At 54.1% G+C, this 16,805-nt stretch carries 18 protein-coding genes and 2 pseudogenes; 12 read left to right on the top strand and 8 right to left on the bottom strand.

Going from position 1 to position 16,805, the window contains the following annotated elements:
- The first annotated feature begins 141 nt into the window (after nucleotides 1–141).
- The gene (locus LG383_RS01895) at nucleotides 142–300 is read left to right on the top strand and encodes a YqaE/Pmp3 family membrane protein (protein ID WP_032613478.1); all 159 of its coding nucleotides are present in this window, start codon (nucleotides 142–144) and stop codon (nucleotides 298–300) included.
- On the opposite strand, the gene LG383_RS01900 is transcribed toward LG383_RS01895, so the two are convergent.
- The gene (locus LG383_RS01900) at nucleotides 297–1,229 is read right to left on the bottom strand and encodes a LysR substrate-binding domain-containing protein (RefSeq protein ID WP_225758215.1); all 933 of its coding nucleotides are present in this window, start codon (nucleotides 1,227–1,229) and stop codon (nucleotides 297–299) included. The genes LG383_RS01895 and LG383_RS01900 overlap by 4 nt on opposite strands.
- A gap of 319 nt (nucleotides 1,230–1,548) precedes the next feature.
- Between LG383_RS01900 and LG383_RS01905 the strand changes: the two genes are divergently transcribed.
- The 6 genes from LG383_RS01905 to LG383_RS01930 all read left to right on the top strand — a co-directional run bounded on the left by LG383_RS01905 (nucleotide 1,549) and on the right by LG383_RS01930 (nucleotide 9,175).
- Nucleotides 1,549–2,154, top strand: a complete 606-nt coding sequence (locus tag LG383_RS01905; RefSeq protein ID WP_225758216.1) for an ankyrin repeat domain-containing protein — start codon at nucleotides 1,549–1,551, stop codon at nucleotides 2,152–2,154.
- Nucleotides 2,155–2,258: 104 nt separating this feature from the next.
- Complete coding sequence (gene fdrA / locus LG383_RS01910) at nucleotides 2,259–3,800, top strand: acyl-CoA synthetase FdrA (RefSeq protein WP_225758217.1); 1,542 nt, start codon at nucleotides 2,259–2,261, stop codon at nucleotides 3,798–3,800.
- Nucleotides 3,800–5,215: a DUF1116 domain-containing protein gene (locus LG383_RS01915; RefSeq protein WP_181247306.1), complete on the top strand. Its 1,416-nt coding sequence runs from the start codon at nucleotides 3,800–3,802 to the stop codon at nucleotides 5,213–5,215. Before fdrA ends, LG383_RS01915 begins: the two co-directional genes overlap by 1 nt.
- 11 nt (nucleotides 5,216–5,226) lie before the next feature.
- Entirely contained in the window at nucleotides 5,227–6,780 is a 1,554-nt protein-coding gene (locus LG383_RS01920) for a xanthine permease (RefSeq protein ID WP_225758218.1), read from the top strand.
- Nucleotides 6,777–7,724, top strand: a complete 948-nt coding sequence (locus LG383_RS01925) for a carbamate kinase family protein (protein ID WP_225758219.1) — start codon at nucleotides 6,777–6,779, stop codon at nucleotides 7,722–7,724. The genes LG383_RS01920 and LG383_RS01925 overlap by 4 nt, the downstream gene beginning before the upstream one ends.
- Before the next feature lie 47 nt (nucleotides 7,725–7,771).
- Nucleotides 7,772–9,175: an amidohydrolase family protein gene (locus tag LG383_RS01930; protein ID WP_225758220.1), complete on the top strand. Its 1,404-nt coding sequence runs from the start codon at nucleotides 7,772–7,774 to the stop codon at nucleotides 9,173–9,175.
- A gap of 77 nt (nucleotides 9,176–9,252) precedes the next feature.
- Here LG383_RS01930 and LG383_RS01935 read toward each other — a convergent pair whose 3' ends face one another.
- Entirely contained in the window at nucleotides 9,253–9,855 is a 603-nt protein-coding gene (locus LG383_RS01935) for a short chain dehydrogenase (protein ID WP_225758221.1), read from the bottom strand.
- A 97-nt stretch (nucleotides 9,856–9,952) separates the two neighbouring features.
- Here LG383_RS01935 and LG383_RS01940 point away from each other — a divergent pair, with 97 nt between their 5' ends.
- A complete protein-coding gene (locus tag LG383_RS01940) occupies nucleotides 9,953–10,834 on the top strand; it encodes a LysR family transcriptional regulator (RefSeq protein WP_225758222.1) in 882 nt (293 codons plus the stop codon).
- Between the two features lie 87 nt (nucleotides 10,835–10,921).
- On the opposite strand, the gene LG383_RS01945 is transcribed toward LG383_RS01940, so the two are convergent.
- The gene (locus tag LG383_RS01945; protein ID WP_225758223.1) at nucleotides 10,922–11,482 is read right to left on the bottom strand and encodes an Ail/Lom family outer membrane beta-barrel protein; all 561 of its coding nucleotides are present in this window, start codon (nucleotides 11,480–11,482) and stop codon (nucleotides 10,922–10,924) included.
- Nucleotides 11,483–11,671: 189 nt separating this feature from the next.
- Complete coding sequence (locus tag LG383_RS01950) at nucleotides 11,672–12,007, bottom strand: hypothetical protein (protein ID WP_225758224.1); 336 nt, start codon at nucleotides 12,005–12,007, stop codon at nucleotides 11,672–11,674.
- 322 nt (nucleotides 12,008–12,329) lie between these two features.
- Between LG383_RS01950 and LG383_RS01955 the strand changes: the two are divergent.
- From LG383_RS01955 to LG383_RS01970, 4 genes and pseudogenes are all read left to right on the top strand, one after another.
- Nucleotides 12,330–12,512, top strand: a pseudogene (locus LG383_RS01955) (IS3 family transposase); the annotation flags it as partial.
- Between the two features lie 252 nt (nucleotides 12,513–12,764).
- Nucleotides 12,765–13,904, top strand: a complete 1,140-nt coding sequence (locus tag LG383_RS22970; protein ID WP_370635114.1) for an HNH endonuclease signature motif containing protein — start codon at nucleotides 12,765–12,767, stop codon at nucleotides 13,902–13,904.
- Nucleotides 13,905–13,920: 16 nt separating this feature from the next.
- Entirely contained in the window at nucleotides 13,921–14,421 is a 501-nt protein-coding gene (locus LG383_RS01965) for a YrhA family protein (RefSeq protein ID WP_225758225.1), read from the top strand.
- Between the two features lie 320 nt (nucleotides 14,422–14,741).
- Nucleotides 14,742–15,040 (top strand): annotated as a pseudogene (locus tag LG383_RS01970) (transposase); the annotation flags it as partial.
- Here LG383_RS01970 and LG383_RS01975 read toward each other — a convergent pair.
- The 4 genes from LG383_RS01975 to LG383_RS01990 all read right to left on the bottom strand — a co-directional run bounded on the left by LG383_RS01975 (nucleotide 15,003) and on the right by LG383_RS01990 (nucleotide 16,801).
- The gene (locus LG383_RS01975) at nucleotides 15,003–15,398 is read right to left on the bottom strand and encodes an Imm70 family immunity protein (RefSeq protein ID WP_225758226.1); all 396 of its coding nucleotides are present in this window, start codon (nucleotides 15,396–15,398) and stop codon (nucleotides 15,003–15,005) included. The pseudogene LG383_RS01970 and the gene LG383_RS01975 overlap by 38 nt on opposite strands.
- 76 nt (nucleotides 15,399–15,474) lie before the next feature.
- On the bottom strand, nucleotides 15,475–15,891 hold the full coding sequence (locus LG383_RS01980; RefSeq protein WP_225758227.1) for an Imm63 family immunity protein: 417 nt from the start codon (nucleotides 15,889–15,891) through the stop codon (nucleotides 15,475–15,477).
- 329 nt (nucleotides 15,892–16,220) lie between these two features.
- The gene (locus LG383_RS01985) at nucleotides 16,221–16,445 is read right to left on the bottom strand and encodes a hypothetical protein (RefSeq protein ID WP_106994940.1); all 225 of its coding nucleotides are present in this window, start codon (nucleotides 16,443–16,445) and stop codon (nucleotides 16,221–16,223) included.
- Nucleotides 16,446–16,552: 107 nt separating this feature from the next.
- The gene (locus LG383_RS01990) at nucleotides 16,553–16,801 is read right to left on the bottom strand and encodes a hypothetical protein (RefSeq protein ID WP_225758228.1); all 249 of its coding nucleotides are present in this window, start codon (nucleotides 16,799–16,801) and stop codon (nucleotides 16,553–16,555) included.
- Nucleotides 16,802–16,805: the final 4 nt, after the last annotated feature.

A 16,805-nucleotide genomic window follows, 5' to 3' on the forward strand; every position in this document is an offset into this window, starting at 1 on the left:
AAATCGCCAGCCTAAACCTGTGTAAAGAGGGTAAAAGAGGGTAAAACTGCACGCGAACGCTGGCAGGTCTGCGTAGACTCACTACGCTTAGAGTTAAAATCTCTTTTTATACAATGACCTGACTGCTTGCATGGAGAATTTATGGGTTTCTGGCGTATCGTAATTACCATTATTTTACCGCCCCTTGGCGTGCTGCTGGGCAAAGGCTTTGGCTGGGCGTTTATCCTGAACATCATCCTGACGCTGCTGGGCTACATCCCGGGCCTGATCCACGCGTTCTGGGTCCAGAGCCGCAGCTAATAATCTCGCCACAGTAAATCGCTGTAGATCCCGGTCAACACCCCCTGGGGCGCAAACTGCTGTTTGATCCAGCGGGTGACCTGGCCGGTAGCCGCATGCTGCGTGGCGAGCAGCATGCGCGAGTCCTGGCGCGGGTTATTAATCCGTCGCGTGACCAGCAGTCCCGCCTCCATCGCCTCTCTCGCCATATGCTTCGGTAAAAACCCAATCCCTTCCCCCAGAATCTGACACTGACACTTGGTATTAAAATCCGGGACCAGAATCGCCTCCTGACCGTGCAGCAGCCAGCCCACTTTTTTGTTGATGGTGTGGGCGGTGTCTTCCACCATGATGTTGGGGTACAGCCGCAGCTGGCTCTCGGCCAGCGGCTCCGGGGCCAGTGCCAGCGGATGGTCCGGGGCGATGGCAAACACCCAGCGGATGGCGCCAATCTCGGTGTAATCGATCCCGCCGCCGTCCAGCAGAGTATCCGGGGCACCGATGGCGATATTCGCCTGGTTATTGATGATCGAATCCCAGACGCCGTTGTACACCTCGGTGGTGACGGTGATCTGGCAGGTAGGGAACTGCTTTTTCAGTACCTGCAACAGGCGGGCGGTGTGGCGCGGGGTGTAGAGCAGCTGATTGATGCAGATCCGCACCCGGGTCTCAATGCCCTGCGAGATGGTGTCGATCCCGCGCTTGATGGCGTGGAAGTCATTCAGCAGGTCGATGGCTTTGCGGTAGAAGTAGAACCCCGATTCGGTCAGTTCGATGCTGCGGGTGTTACGCACAAACAGCACCACGTCGAGGCCGGTCTCCATCCGTTTGATGGTGTAGCTGATGGCCGAGGTGGTCACCCCCAGCTCGGTAGCGGCTTTGCTGAAGCTGCCAAAACGCGCCGCGGTGGTGAAGGCCAGCAGGTTCTCTTCGGTAAAGATGGAATTCATATCATGGCTCCGGACACCCATCAGTTTTGAACATATTTTAACAACGCAGTTACAACTCACTTGATGTCGGTCACAGTTCTGATAATTTGCTGCAAGCCGCGCGGCACAAGGGCTGCGTAAACATAAGCAGAATGCAGTTTAAGGGCTTAAAAAGCGGTAAAACATAAGGAAAAGGTTGCACAGACGCACATTTTGACTCCACTGTTAAATTTAACTCAACAATGAATTGGCTGTCGATGAATCATTTTTAAGCGGATTCTTTTCTGACCAGGCCGTTGCTATGCTCAGTCCATCAGAAAGGAAAACCAGGAGTGTGGATATGTCCAACAATGAGCTCGTCACTGAATTTCTGCTGGCCGCCGAACAGGGAAATGGTGACGCATTAAAAGCCTGTCTGGAAAAAGGGGTGGATATTAACGCCACCAACCGTCAGAAAAGAACCGCCGTTATTATTGCCAGCCTGAATAAACATTATCCCTGCGTGGAATTGCTGATTGCCGCCGGGGCCAATATCGACCAGCAGGATCAGACCTGTTTCAACCCGTTCCTGATTAGCTGCCTGACCAACGATCTCACTCTGCTGCGCCTGGTGCTGCCGGCCAAGCCGGATCTCGACAGGCTGACCCGCTTCGGCGGCGTGGGCATCACCCCGGCCAGCGAGAAAGGCCATCTGGAGGTGGTGCAGGAGCTGCTGACCCACACCGACATCAACGTTAATCACACCAACTTCGTGGGCTGGACGCCGCTGCTCGAAGCCATCGTCCTCAATGACGGTGGTGCCCGCCAGCAGGCGATTGTGAAATTACTGCTCGACCACGGCGCCAACCCGCACATGACCGACAAATACGGTAAATCCCCTCTCGAACTGGCGCGGGAAAAAGGCTTCAACGAGATCGCCGATCTGCTGCTCGCCGCCGGCGCGTAATACCCCGGCCAGCCATGTCCGGCTGGCCTGCACTAAAAACAGCCTTTTCCATCATGCCTTCGGGCGTGATGTGGCCCCCTTTTGCCCGCATCCAGGAGGACGTAATGCCCACCAAAATCGTTATAAAAAAGAATACTTATTTTGATTCCGTATCGCTGATGTCGGTTTCCACCAAAGCCAACAAATTACCCGGCGTGGAACAGGCCTTTGTCGCCATGGCCACCGAAATGAATAAAGGCGTATTAAAAAATCTCGGCCTGCTGACGCCGGAATTAGCCGACGCCAAAAACGGCGACCTGATGATTGTTATTAAAGGCGAGGCTGCCAACGACGAAACCCTGGCCGCCATCGAAGCCCTGTTCACCCGCAAAGAGAGCGGCGGCTCACACGAATCGCGTTACGCCACCCTCGCCAGCGCCAAAACTCACCGCCCGGACGCCAATCTGGCGGTGATCTCGGTCAACGGCACCTTTGCCGCCCGCGAGGCGCGTCAGGCGCTGGAGAGCGACCTTAACGTGATGCTGTTCTCTGACAATGTCTCCCTCGACGACGAGCTGGCGCTCAAGCAGCTGGCCCACGAGAAGGGGCTGCTGCTGATGGGGCCGGACTGCGGGACTGCCATCATTAACGGGGCAGGGCTCTGCTTTGCTAACGCGGTGCGCCGCGGGCCGATTGGTATCGTTGGCGCGTCGGGCACCGGTAGCCAGGAGCTGAGCGCGCGCATCCACGAGTTCGGCGGTGGTATCTCCCAGCTGATCGGCACCGGTGGTCGCGATCTGAGCGAAAAGATCGGCGGGCTGATGATGCTCGACGCCATCGCCATGCTGGAGGCGGACGACGCCACCCAGGTCATCGCCCTGATCTCCAAACCTCCTGCGCCTGCGGTGGCGGAGAAAGTGCTGGCCCGCGCCCGCGCCTGCCGTATACCGGTGGTGGTCTGTTTCCTCGGTCGCAACCAACCGCCTGCCGATGAAGCGGAATTACAGTTTGCCCGCGGCACCAAAGAGGCAGCGCTGAAGGCGGTCCTGCTCACCGGGATTAAAAAAGAGTCGCTGGATCTGCACCCGCTCAACTGGCCGCTGATCGAAGAGGTGCGCGCCCGTCTGACCCCGCAGCAGAAGTACATCCGCGGCCTGTTCTGCGGCGGCACCCTGTGCGACGAAGCGATGTTCGCCGCGCTGGAAAAGTACGACGACGTCTACAGCAATATTCAGCCGGATCCGACCAGACGTCTGGCAGATATCAACGTCAGCCAGGCCCACACCTTCCTCGACTTTGGCGACGATGACTTTACCAACGGCAAACCGCACCCGATGATCGACCCGACCAACCGCATCAGCCGCCTGCTGCAGGAGGCCCGCGATCCGCAAGTGGGGGTGATCGTCATGGACTTCGTCCTCGGGTTCGGATCGCACGAGGATCCGGTCGGGGTGATGATCGACGCGATCAAGGAGGCGCAGGCGATCGCCAGAGCCGACAACCGTCCGCTGGAGATCCTCGGCTACGTGCTCGGCACCGACCAGGATTCTCCGTCCCTGACCCAGCAGTGCCAGCTCCTGACCGATGCGGGCGTGATCTGGGCCAGCAGCAGTACCAACACCGGATTACTGGCACGTGAATTTGTCTGCAAAGGGGAGAAAGCCTGATGACCACCTTATTTAACCAGCCGCTGAACGTCATTAACGTCGGCATCGCCATGTTCAGCGACGACCTGAAAAAGCAGCACGTCCCGGTCACCCATCTCGACTGGACCCCGCCGGGGCAGGGCAATATGCAGGTGGTCGAGGCCCTCGATCAGCTGGCAGATAAACCGCTGGCGGAGAAAATCGCCGCCGCCAACAAGATTGCCCTGGAGCGCATTATCCAGTCCCACCCGGTGCTGGTGGGCTTCGATCAGGCCATCAACGTGGTGCCGGGCATGACCCGCACCACCATCCTGCACGCCGGTCCGCCTGTTGCCTGGGAAAACATGTGCGGGGCGATGAAGGGCGCGGTTACCGGGGCGCTGGTGTTTGAAGGGTTAGCCAAAGACCTCGAAGACGCGGCACGGTTGGCGGCTTCTGGCGACATTACCTTCTCCCCGTGCCACGAGCACGACTGCGTGGGCTCGATGGCGGGCGTCACCTCGGCATCGATGTTTATGCACATCGTCGAGAACAAAACCTGGGGCAACCGCGCCTTCACCAACCTCAGCGAGCAGATGGCGAAGATCCTGCGCATGGGCGCCAACGACCAGAGCGTCATCGATCGTCTGAACTGGATGCGCGACGTGCTCGGCCCGATGCTGCGCGACGCCATGAAGATCATCGGCGAAATCGACCTGCGTCTGATGCTGGCTCAGGCCCTGCACATGGGCGACGAGTGCCACAACCGCAACAACGCCGGCACCACGCTGCTGATCCAGGCCTTAACCCCGGGGCTGATCCAGGCGGGTTATCCGGTGGAGCAGCAGCGCCAGGTGTTTGAGTTTGTCGCCAGCAGCGACTACTTCTCCGGCCCGACATGGATGGCGATGTGTAAAGCCGCGCTGGATGCCGCCCACGGCATCGAGTACAGCACCGTGGTCACCACCATGGCGCGCAACGGCTACGAGTTCGGCCTGCGCATCTCCGGCCTGCCGGGACAGTGGTTCACCGGCCCGGCCCAGCAGGTGATTGGCCCGATGTTCGCGGGCTACAAACCGGAAGACTCCGGGCTGGATATCGGCGACAGCGCCATCACCGAAACCTACGGCATCGGCGGCTTTGCGATGGCGACGGCCCCGGCGATTGTCGCTCTGGTGGGCGGTACGGTGGAAGAAGCCATCGACTTCTCCCGCCAGATGCGCGAGATCACCCTCGGGGAAAACCCCAACGTCACCATCCCGCTGCTGTCGTTTATGGGCATCCCCACCGCTATCGACATCACGAAAGTGGCGGGCAGCGGCATTCTGCCGGTGATCAACACGGCGATTGCCCACAAGGACGCCGGGATCGGCATGATTGGGGCGGGCATCGTTCACCCGCCGTTTAGCTGTTTTGAAAAGGCGCTGTTGACCTTCCGCGATCGCTACTTCTTATAAGGTAAGCATCCATGAAAAGCATGAAACTGGAGTGGAAAAGAGGTGACTGGGCGGCGTACTTCGGGTTGATGACCAACAACCTGACCAACCTGCTGACCATGATGGGGCTGCTCATTTTTGTCGTCGGCATCCCGAAAGAGATTGTTTATGGACGTATTGCGCCAGCCTTCGGGCTGGCGGTACTGGTGGCGAGCGTCTGCTACGCGTGGTTTGGTTTACAGATGGCGCGCCAGACCGGGCGCACGGATGTGACCGCACTGCCGTCGGGGCCGAGCGCCCCGTCGATCTTTACCGTGACGTTTCTGGTGCTGATGCCGGTCTATCAGCAGACCGGCGATGCGGATTTCGCCATCCAGATTGGTCTGGTGTGGTGCTTCGTGGAGGCGATGATCCTCGCGGGCGGCTCCTTCCTCGGGGAGACCATCCGCAAGATGATCCCGCGTACCGTGCTGCTGTCGTGCCTGTCTGGTCTGGGTCTGCTGCTGCTGGCGATGAACCCGATGCTGCAGGCCTTCGAAGCGCCGACGGTCTCCTTCATCGTGCTGCTGCTGATCTTCATCAACTGGTTTGGTAAAAAGCCGATCTTCGCCCGTATCCCTACCGGTCTGCTGCTGCTGGTGGCCGGGACCGCGCTGGCGTGGATCTCCGGTATGCAGAGCCCGGAAGCGATCAAAGCTTCGATGTCCTCCTTCGGCTTCAACCCGCCGGAAGTGCATATCGACAGCTTTATGCAGGGTCTGCCGCACGCCCTGCCGTACCTGGCCTCTGCGGTTCCGCTGGGGCTGGCGAACTATATCTTTGACCTTGAGAACATCGAAAGCGCCCACGCGGCGGGAGATGAGTACCCGACCCGCAAGGTGATGCTGGCCAACGGTCTGGCCTCGATGCTCGGCTGCCTGATGGGCAACCCGTTCCCGGTGACGGTCTACGTCGGCCACGCGGGCTGGAAAGCGATGGGGGCGAGCATCGGCTACACGCTGGCCTCCGGCGTGACTATGTTCATCGTGCCGCTGTTCGGGCTGGGGGCCTTTATGCTCGCCATCATCCCGATGACCGCTATCGTGCCGATTCTGGTGTTTATCGGCGTGGTCACCGCCAACCAGGTGGTGAGGGAAACGCCCAAAATAGAGGTGCCCGTCATCTTCATCTGTCTGTTCCCGTGGATCGCCAACTGGGCGTTAACCATGATGAACAGCGTGATGGGGGCAGCGGGGACTAACGCGGCGAAAATCGGCACCGACGTGCTGCACAGCAAAGGGATTTACTACGAAGGGCTGATGCACCTGGGTAACGGTGCACCACTCGCCAGCATGCTGTGGGGCTGTATTGCGATCTTCTCCATCATCAACAAGCCGCTGCGCGGTGCCATCGCCGCCGCCGTCGGTGCGCTGCTGGCCCTGTTCGGGGTGATCCACGCCCCGGTGGTCGGCTTCGCCGAGGGCAGTTCGCTGACCTTCGTGCTGGCCTACCTGATGATGAGCGGCATGTTTGTGCTGAAGCATTTCCTCGACAGCCGTGAAGCAGTGACCGTTGAACCTGTCCCTGTTGCGAAGGAAAACGTATGAAAGAGCTTATGGTCGTCGCCATCGGCGGCAACAGCATTATCAAAGATAACGCCAGCCAGTCGATTGAGCACCAGGCACAGGCGGTAAAAGCGGTCGCGGAATCGGTACTGGAGATGCTGGCCTCCGACTATGACATCGTCCTCACCCATGGCAACGGCCCGCAGGTGGGGCTGGATCTGCGCCGGGCGGAAATCGCCCACGAGCGCGAAGGGCTGCCTTTAACGCCACTCGCTAACTGCGTGGCCGATACCCAGGGCGGGATCGGCTATCTGATCCAGCAGGCGCTGAACAACCGCCTTGCCGCCCGCGGTGAGCAAAAGGCGGTGACGGTGGTCACCCAGGTCGAGGTCGACAAAAACGACCCCGGCTTTACCCATCCGACTAAACCGATTGGCGCCTTCTTCAGCGAAGCCCAGCGTGACGAGCTGCAGCGCGCCCATCCCGACTGGCATTTCGTCGAGGATTCCGGCCGGGGATACCGCCGCGTGGTGGCCTCGCCGCAGCCGGTGCGCATCGTCGAAGCCGATGCCATCAAGGCCCTGACGCAAAAAGGCTTTGTGGTGATTGGCGCGGGTGGCGGCGGCATTCCGGTGATCCGCAGTGCAGAGGGTGACTACCAGAGCGTGGATGCGGTGATCGACAAAGATCTCTCCACCGCGCTGCTGGCCCGGGAGATCCACGCCAACGTGCTGGTGATCACCACCGGGGTCGAGAAAGTGTGCATCAACTTCGGCAAGCCCAACCAGCAGGCGCTGGAGACGGTGAACGTGGCGCAGATGACGCGCTACATGGAAGAGGGCCACTTCCCGGCGGGTAGCATGCTGCCGAAAATCGTTGCCAGCCTTGAATTCCTGCACCATGGCGGCACGCGGGTGATCATCACCTCGCCGGACTGCCTGCCTGCGGCGCTGCGTGGCGAGACGGGTACCCATATTGTGGCCTAACCCCGGCGGGCTTCCAGCCCGCCGCGAGACAATACAAGGACAAGACAATGAGTGAGAATAAAAGCCGCCGGGAGTTTCTCAGCCAGAGCGGCAAAATCGCAACCGCTGCCACCGCCTGTGCGCTGTTTGGCGCCACCGGCTCCGTCGCGTATGCTGCCGACACAGCAAAACCGACCTGCGAGACGGGCAAACCGATGAACATCACCGCGACCCACTACTATCTGGACAACGTGCTGCTGGAGGCCGGGTTTAACTTTGACGGCGACGTGGCCGTCAGCACCCGCACCGAGCTGAAAACCCTGGAGATCAAGGACGGTAAAATCGCCGCCCTGCTGGATAACAACAGCCACGCCGACGCCACGCTGCCGCACTACGATGGCGGCGGCAAGCTGCTGCTCCCGGCGATGCGCGACATGCACATCCATCTGGATAAGACCTTCTACGGCGGCCCGTGGCGCTCCCTGAATCGCCCGGCAGGCACCACCATTCAGGACATGATCCGCCTTGAGCAAAAGCTGCTTCCGGAGCTGCAACCTTACACTCAGGAGCGGGCGGAAAAGCTGATCGACCTGATCCAGTCGAAGGGCTCCACCATCGCCCGCAGCCACTGCAACATCGAGCCCACCTCCGGGCTGAAAAACCTGGAGAATTTACAGTCGGTGCTGGCGCGGCGCAAACCTGGATTCGACTGCGAGATTGTCGCTTTTCCGCAGCACGGCCTGTTGCTGTCGAACGCGGAAAAGCTGATGCGTGAGGCGATGCAGGCCGGGGCGCACTACGTTGGCGGCCTGGACCCCACCAGCGTCGACGGGGCGATGGAGAAGTCCCTCGACCTCATGTTCCAGATTGCGCTGGATTACGACAAAGGGGTGGATATCCACCTGCACGAAACCAGCCCGGCGGGGGTGGCGGCGGTGAACTACATGGTGCAAACCGTGGAGAAAACCCCCGAGCTGAAGGGCAAGCTGACCATCAGCCACGCCTTTGCCCTGGCGATGCTTAACGAGCAGGAAGTGGATGCCCTGGCCCCGCGCATGGCGGCGCAGCAGATCACCATCGCCTCGACGGTGCCGATTGGCACGCTGCATATGCCGCTCAAGCAGCTGCGCGATAAGGGGGTGTTTGTCATCAGCGGCACCGACAGCGTGATCGACCACTGGTCGCCGTATGGCCTGGGGGATATGCTGGAAAAAGCCAATCTGTATGCCCAGCTCTATATCCGCCCGAACGAGCAGACGCTCTCCCGCGCATTGGGTATTGCCACCGGCGACGTGCTGCCGCTGAACGACAAAGGCGAGCGGGTATGGCCCAAAGCCCAGGATGCCGCCAGCTTTGTGCTGGTGGACGCCTCCTGCTCCGCCGAAGCGGTGGCGCGCATTTCCCCGCGCACCGCCACCTTCCATAACGGGAACCTCGTGTGGGGGACGGTGGAGGTAAAAGCAAAACGGTAACGCCAGTTACCGTTTTTAGTGTTTGCGCCCTCTCCCTGTGGGAGAGGGAGGGGTGAGGGCAACAGACCGCACTTACCTCAATATCCCACCCTATACACCCGTCCGCTCTGGACCCCTTCCACGCTGCGGCGATAGGCCAGGGCAACGGTCGCGGCGGGCACGCTTTCAAAGCCCGGGAAGAAGCCGTCGTAGGCTTCGGCGGATTCGGTGAGCACCGTCGGGCTAATCAGGTTGATGCGGATCCCACGCGGTAGCTCGCAGGCCGCCGCACGGACAAAGCCCTCCAGCGCGGCGTTCACCGTGGTGGCATTCACCCCCTGGGCAATCGGCTCGTGGGCGACAATCCCGCTAATCAACGTGATCGACCCACCTTCGCTCAGGTAGTGCTGCCCGGTCAGCGCCAGCCGCACCTGGCCCAGCAGCTTGTCCTGCAGCCCCTGATTGAACTCGCTGTCGGTCATGGTGGCGAGCGGGCCAAAGTGCAGCCCGCCGCTGGCGGAGACAATCGCATCCACCGGGCCGATCTTCTCGAACAGCGCCTGGACGCTGGCCTGGGAGGTGATATCCACCTGATGATCGCCTTTCGTGCGACCCACGCGGATCACCTCATGACGACGACTCAATTCCTCTGTCACGGCGCGACCGACCGTACCGCTGGCACCAATAATGACGATTTTCATAGCCGACTCCTTCTGTTGTGAGCCCTGATTGTTTAATAAACCGGAGGCGGGATAAACTGGGCTAAAGTTAGATCATTACTAACCAGAGGTTTGCAATATGGATAAGCTTCGTGGCATGGAGACCTTTATCGCGGTGGTAGAGTGCGGCAGCTTCACCGGTGCCGCCACGCGACTGGATATGTCGGCGGTGATGGTCGGGAAGTACATCGCCTGGCTGGAAACGCAGCTGGGCACCCGGCTGCTGGAGCGCAATACCCGCCGCCAGAGTCTGACCGACGCCGGGCGGGTCTGGTTTGAAGAGGCAAAGCGGGTCATCGAGCAGGTGGCTATCGCCGAACGTTCGGTGGAGCGATTACGTACCGCCCCCGCGGGCACGCTACGGGTAACCGCGCCCACCTCGTTCGGCGGCTGCGTGATCGCCCCGCTGACCGCCACCTTTCTGCAGCGTTTCCCGGAGGTACGCGTTGAGCTGGATCTCACCAACCGGATGGTCGATCTGGTGGAGGAGGGGGTGGATCTGGCGATCCGCATTGGCGACATCCACGCCGAGGATCTGGTGGCGAAATATCTCTGCCCGTACCGGATGGTGATCTGCGCCGCCCCGGACTATTTAGCCCGCCACGGCATACCGCAAACGCCGGACGACCTGGTGGATCACCTCTGTCTATCCCACACCGTCTGGACCGCGCGCAACGAGTGGCGGCTGCCAGGCGTGGAAGGGGAGGTGCGCTGGAAGCGCGATGCGATTTTGCGCTGTAACGACGGATACGGGCTGAGGATGGCGGCGATTGCCGGCGCGGGATTGCTGTTGCAACCGGAGGTGCTGGTGGCGGACGAGCTGGCGAGTGGTCGGCTGATACGTGTTTTAGAAGGTTACACACCACAACCCCGACCGGTGCATCTTTTATGGCGGCAGGACTTACGTCCATTACCGAAATTAACCCAGTTTATCGCCCATATTATGCAGGCCGGGGAATAGCGCGGCCTGTAACGCCCGGCGGCGCTGCGCTTGCCGGGCCTACAATACTGTCCCCTCTCCCTTTCAGGGAGAGGGTTAGGGTGAGGGTCAGAAGCGATAACCTACGCCCACATTCCAGCCGTCGATCCCGTAATCGTCACCCAGGTCAGCAGTGGTACCTTCGTAACCAACGTGAATTGCCAGCTCAGGGGTTGGGTTAAACTGCACGCCCGCGCCGTAGGCGAAAGAGGTGGATTTATCAGAGATACCGTCGCGCTGAGTATAGTTGTCGCCGCCGTTTACCCAGGTGGTGTGGCCGTCAGCTTTCACGCGAGCAACACCGCCCAGCGCATACAGGGAAACGAAATCATTCAGGCGATATGCCGGGCCTGCCATCAGGGAGTAATATTTCACTTCGATGTGGTTTTTAACGGAGTCAGAGAAGAGATAATAATGCTCGTCTTCATCACCGCTCATATAGGTGAAGGAGCCCATCAGGCTGACCGGGGAATCCCACTCATAGCGATACTGAACGTTCACGCCGCGGATATTTTTAAAGTCTTCAACATTACTCTGCGCATAACCCACAGAAACGGTGTGATTATCCGCCAGAGCAGCGCCACTTGCCAGACTCGCCGCAACGCATACCGCCAGAGCTATTTTGTTCATTTTCCGTAATCCTTGTTGTCATTTTTTATAGATGAAGCCGGATATATCCCCACATCATGCCGGAGATATGCCACCGCAAATAAAGCGATAAAATTGTTGGTTTTTTTGGCAGGGGATGAAATAGGGAATAATCTTAAAGGCCGGAATAGTCCTGGAATTTGCCTCCCCTATATTGGTAGGGGGTTGCGCTTAAGCGGCATATTTAAAGTTAATAACGATCCTGAGCGTTTCAACATCGACCGTTATTTCACAGGCGTGCCAGAAAGAGGGCTGTTGTGATGAGATGTTATCAACAAAAAATCTCCTCAGCTCAACCAGAAGGTCCAGCAAATCAGCACTGGCCTGTGCGCCTGCAGTAAACCAGTTTGTCTCACCTGAGGTGCTGTCCACATAATCAAACTCACATTTGCAGTGATCATCTTCGGGCGACAGCTCAGCACGCACGATGATGGTTGCGGCGTTATCGGGCGCTGCGCCCACCAGGACCGAGCCAATATCATTATAAATAGCCTGGGAATCGCGCATATTTTTCTATCCTTTATTCCGTGATTGTTGAGCACTTAATTACATTTTCCCGTGGGCGCTTTGAGTGGCCCGCACTGGTCGAAGCCCAGCACTACGTATCCTTTATCTTGCATGTAGGCTACTACTTTTTCTACCCGGGCAAAAAATTGCTTTGTGATCTCCCCCGGATAGCTATTACCTCTGCCCCAAGCTGGACTTCCCACATCGATATTTTTATCGACGCCGCAGGCGTAGAGATCGGCTTTACGTTGTATGCGATCGGTATGTCCTATTGTTGCGGGCTTAAGGAGCGTCCAGAAGTACGGAAAAGCGGTGTGGTTGCTGTGCGGAAAGCTTCTTCCACTTACTGAAGATGGAATGTATCCACGGAGAGGACTTTACCAGCCGTGAAATAATGCGGACGACGGTACTCAATTATATTGAGTGCGATTACAATCGGTGGCACCGTCACAGTGTCTGTGACGGCCTCAGTCCGGAACGGTTTGAAAATCAGAACCTCGCTTAGGGCTGTGTCCACATTACGTGGGTACGATCATACAGCCATACTAATTTGAACAGACGGATATTTTAAATAATAGGGACATAATGCCCCTTTGCTTTTTTGTACTTACAATGTCGTATTTTTTTTCGTTCCGAACTGACACCACGGAAATGTGCTTAGTTGTTTTGATTATGCCTACAGGCCAATTACTGTACAAAACCTTATAAAGTGTGTGAGAATGACAGAATGGAAACTATATTAATATCAGAGGACTAGATGAGTGGATTTAGACTGATTCAGGCATGGGATGCTTGCAGAGAACTTGTACCAGAAGACTTTCAGTACATACTCCGACCAGCCGTAGCCTTCGAGAAGGCCACAGTCTACTATGATCTTGAATATGAGAACTATAATCATTTTTCTATACACCAAATGCCAAATAGAAAGAGTGGCTTTATAAATTCCTCTTCACCAATGTATCAGCGTAAACAGAATGGTATGTATGATGGGGCTTACGATCACACAGAGCATAATATAGATACAGGCTGGTATTTTGGTTTCGATAAGTCTGAAAAATGGAGCTATTATAATAATCCTTTCTATTTTGATGAGAATGGAGATCTTATCTATGATTGCTTTATGGAACATTGGCATGAGTGGTTCGAAATGGAAGTTCGAACGGCTTATGAAAAATGCTTGAATAATCATCAGGGGCGTAAACCAGCCCCAACACAAAAGATACATTATTCGGATGCTCCAATACAACACGCACAAGCGGCTAAAACAATTAATAGCAAAGCCGCCGGGCGTTTGCTAGCTGCTGGCGGTATATATAATGGTAACGTGGAGGGTTTTAGAAAAGCAGCAGAACAGTTGGGCGGGGATGCTATTAAGGGGTATGATCAGGTATTAAATGAACAAACAGCAGGTACCGCTATTGCAGCAGCATCAATTCTGTTAGCAAAGCGAGCTACAAATGTAGAGGGTATGAATACTTACTTAGGGAAATTAAGAGGTGAATCAAAACTGCTTGATGGAATTACAGTAAAAGAAATTAATTACGTCAAACGTGATCCTATAGAAACAGCAGTATTACGAAAAGAATTTAATAGTACCGTAAGAAAAAATTTTCTTAACAAATTAGCAAATACTAAAGATGCTGCTAATAGTTTTAACCCTTCTGATCTTATGAGAATGTCTGAAGGTGGAATACCTAATGGATGGAGTGTTCACCATAAATTGCCTCTCGATGATGGAGGTACTAACGCTTTTAGTAACCTAACGTTGATCGAGAATGAACCATTCCATAAAGTCTTCACTAACATGCAATCATCTGTAACAAGAGGTATGATAGTAGGTGAAAGTAAGGTGACTCCGTGGGCTATACCTACTGGCTCAATTTATCCACTTAAATAATTTGGAGGGAATAAAAATGGAAAATGAGACAAAAGAAATTCTTATCGAATTAAAGATGATGTTGGACAAATTGAATTATCCAGTAGAAAAGCCTCTTGAATTTTCATTCATAGAGAGCATAACTAAAGAAAATCATAGTGCGAAATTACAGCCGGTAATAAGTAGTGTGTGTAATGAACTCTATCAGTTATGTAATAACCAACCTGATTATTTAAATTTTTTAAAAACAATGGATGGTTTTGAATGCAACGGGTTAATTTTATTCAGTCTTTCAATACCTGAACCATTAGTTAAAAATCTCTTTGTGATGAATGATTTCTATAGGAACAATGATGACTTCATTAATCCTGATCTGATGAAGAATTTAGTAATCGGCAATGATAGCATTTCATTATTCACTTATAACTCTATAAGCAATTTGTTTGAAATTAGGGATAATGTTGCTACAGAAAACATATTTGGTTCATTTGATAACTTCAATGATTTTTTAAGAGAAATACTTGGCACTGTAAAGTAAAACTCTTACAGCGATTCTAAATCCACCTACAGAATAAATATGACAGGCGGGTTTAGAGTCTTGTTGGCTTTATTTCCTTGTAATCCATCTATTTTTAAATGAAATCTGTTAGTATTAACAGTACACTATGATTTCCCTGTTCAGTGCCGTCCGTCAATTCGGGTTTTATTACCTGGTACTGTTCAGGGCTTCATTATTAAATGAGTCATAGTAAATTTTTAATACCAGCTCAACGGTTCATTAATTAGCATGTAGTGATCTTACCCAGCAATAGTGGACACGCGACTAAGTGAGTAAACTCTCAACCAGAGGTAGCTCACATGACGAAACCAGCATCAACCACCAAAAAACCACGCAAGCAGCACACACCTGAATTTCGCCAGGAAGCCCTTAAACTGGCTGAGCGCATTGGTGTTGTCGCAGCAGCCCGCGAGCTCAGTTTGTATGAATCGCAGCTCTATACCTGGCGCAGTAAACAGCAGCAACAGCTCTCATACTCTGACCGTGAAAATGAACTCGCCGCTGAGAATGCCCGTCTTAAACGCCAGCTGGCGGAACAGGCTGAGGAGCTAGCTATCCTCCTAAAGGCCGCGACATACTTCGCGAAGCGCCTGAAATGCTTCATCAAAAGCTTTAAAAAACCGCTTAAAGACTGAAAACATATTCTCTCCTTCAAAATTTAATCGGGAGTTGTTTTTATCTACCCCAAATGATGACCACTCAATATTACCAGGTGATATTGATAAAAATTCATTTTTAATAGAGTCCAGCTCGTTTTTGACTTTGTAAAGCTCATCATAAGCTAAAGACCCACGATAAAGTTTTTCCATTACCCAGGGATATTTGCTACCTTTGACGCCGTTTTCTAATAAAGAGAGCACCAGATTAAAAAAAGCTTTTACATCAGACGCTGGACCAACTTCTGCAATGGTAATCGCTGCAAGTATTCCTACATTTTTCGCGCTTATAGCATTCATTTTCGACCTTCATCTGCTTTTAGCCACTTGCTTTGTGGTTTACTTTGCATCAGTGCCGCTGCGATGTTGCCCTCAACTATGTATAGAGACTATCGTCATAGGGCGCTTCAGCCAGAATTTTTTGAATGTCAACTCGCGCTTCCGACTCCCAGGCTGGATTCATATTCGCCATTATTTCAATAAATTTTGGAAAAGCGATGCGCCGTCCATCCCTGCCTTCAACCCTGTGATCTAACTCATACTGGTAGGCAATCTGATAGGCGAATTCGGACATTATCCAATAAAGCAGCGTATTCAAAGAGTGAGTGACTTTCCGGGAGACCTCATACCCTCTTTCTGAATAAATATAGTTATATAAATCATTTTCGAATGAAATATAGGGGGTGCCATCGCCATAGGGAGCAGAACACAGATTCACTGAATGTTTTGGAAAGCCTGCTCGTAAAATCATCTCATCAGTTTGTCTTTGTATTTCAGCAATATTGACTAACATATCAGCGAACCTCGCGAATATACTCCTAACGGATACCAAAAATCCAGAACACTATCCCCGCAGGTAAACCTTACACACTGATTTTTAAAATGGTAATTATCTCTTCTTTTCCGAATGGAAAAGGCTTATCAAAGACCCAGATTAACCAGCCTTTCACCAGATAAGAAAAAAGACCAATTATCATCAATGCGATGCACATCAAAAAACATATGCCCATAAGCGCCCAAAGGGATTTTTTGGAATTATCGAGTCTCATTTTACTTTGTCATAAAGCCAACCTCCCGCCGGAAGGGCGGGAGGTGATTCACATTACAACCTGTCCTGGGCTTTTACCGGTGATAAAAAAACCAGATGACCAAACCCGCAGGCAACCCCAGCCAGGTTAACTCAAGACATATCAACACGTCTTTGAAAGAGAAGGGAAAACCCTCTTTCACATTCCATGCTAATCCTGCGCCGACTAAACGGCCAAGGAGCGTCAGGATGAACACGGCCAGACCTATTGCGCAGCACAGGTAAACAAGGTTAATGAACGATTTAGTGCTGTTTTTCATTTTTGAAATTCCCACCTGCGAAAGCGGATTTTGTTCAGGAAAGAAGGTTAAACAATGTGGTTTTTTCCCGCCAATATAGGTCTGTAAGAACGATTCATTAAATGAGGTTAACGTAAGCCCAGCGTATCGGGAAGGCCTTTGACAAAGTCAGACTCATCCCCCCGGTACGCTTTCGCAATCTCTGCAAAGGAATCAATGACGCTTTCTTTCTCATCGTCCGTTAATAGCTGAAGCTCGGCGGCAATATGTTCCATCATTTCCACAGCGGCATCTGGATTGAGCGAATGTTCGTCAGTGAATTCAAGAAAAATGGCCATGTCGGCAATAACTTTAATCAAATGATGTGAGTGAGTCACAGAT

The sequence above is a fragment of the Leclercia sp. Marseille-Q4284 genome (genome assembly GCF_916618945.1).
Taxonomy (GTDB): domain Bacteria; phylum Pseudomonadota; class Gammaproteobacteria; order Enterobacterales; family Enterobacteriaceae; genus Enterobacter; species Enterobacter tamurae.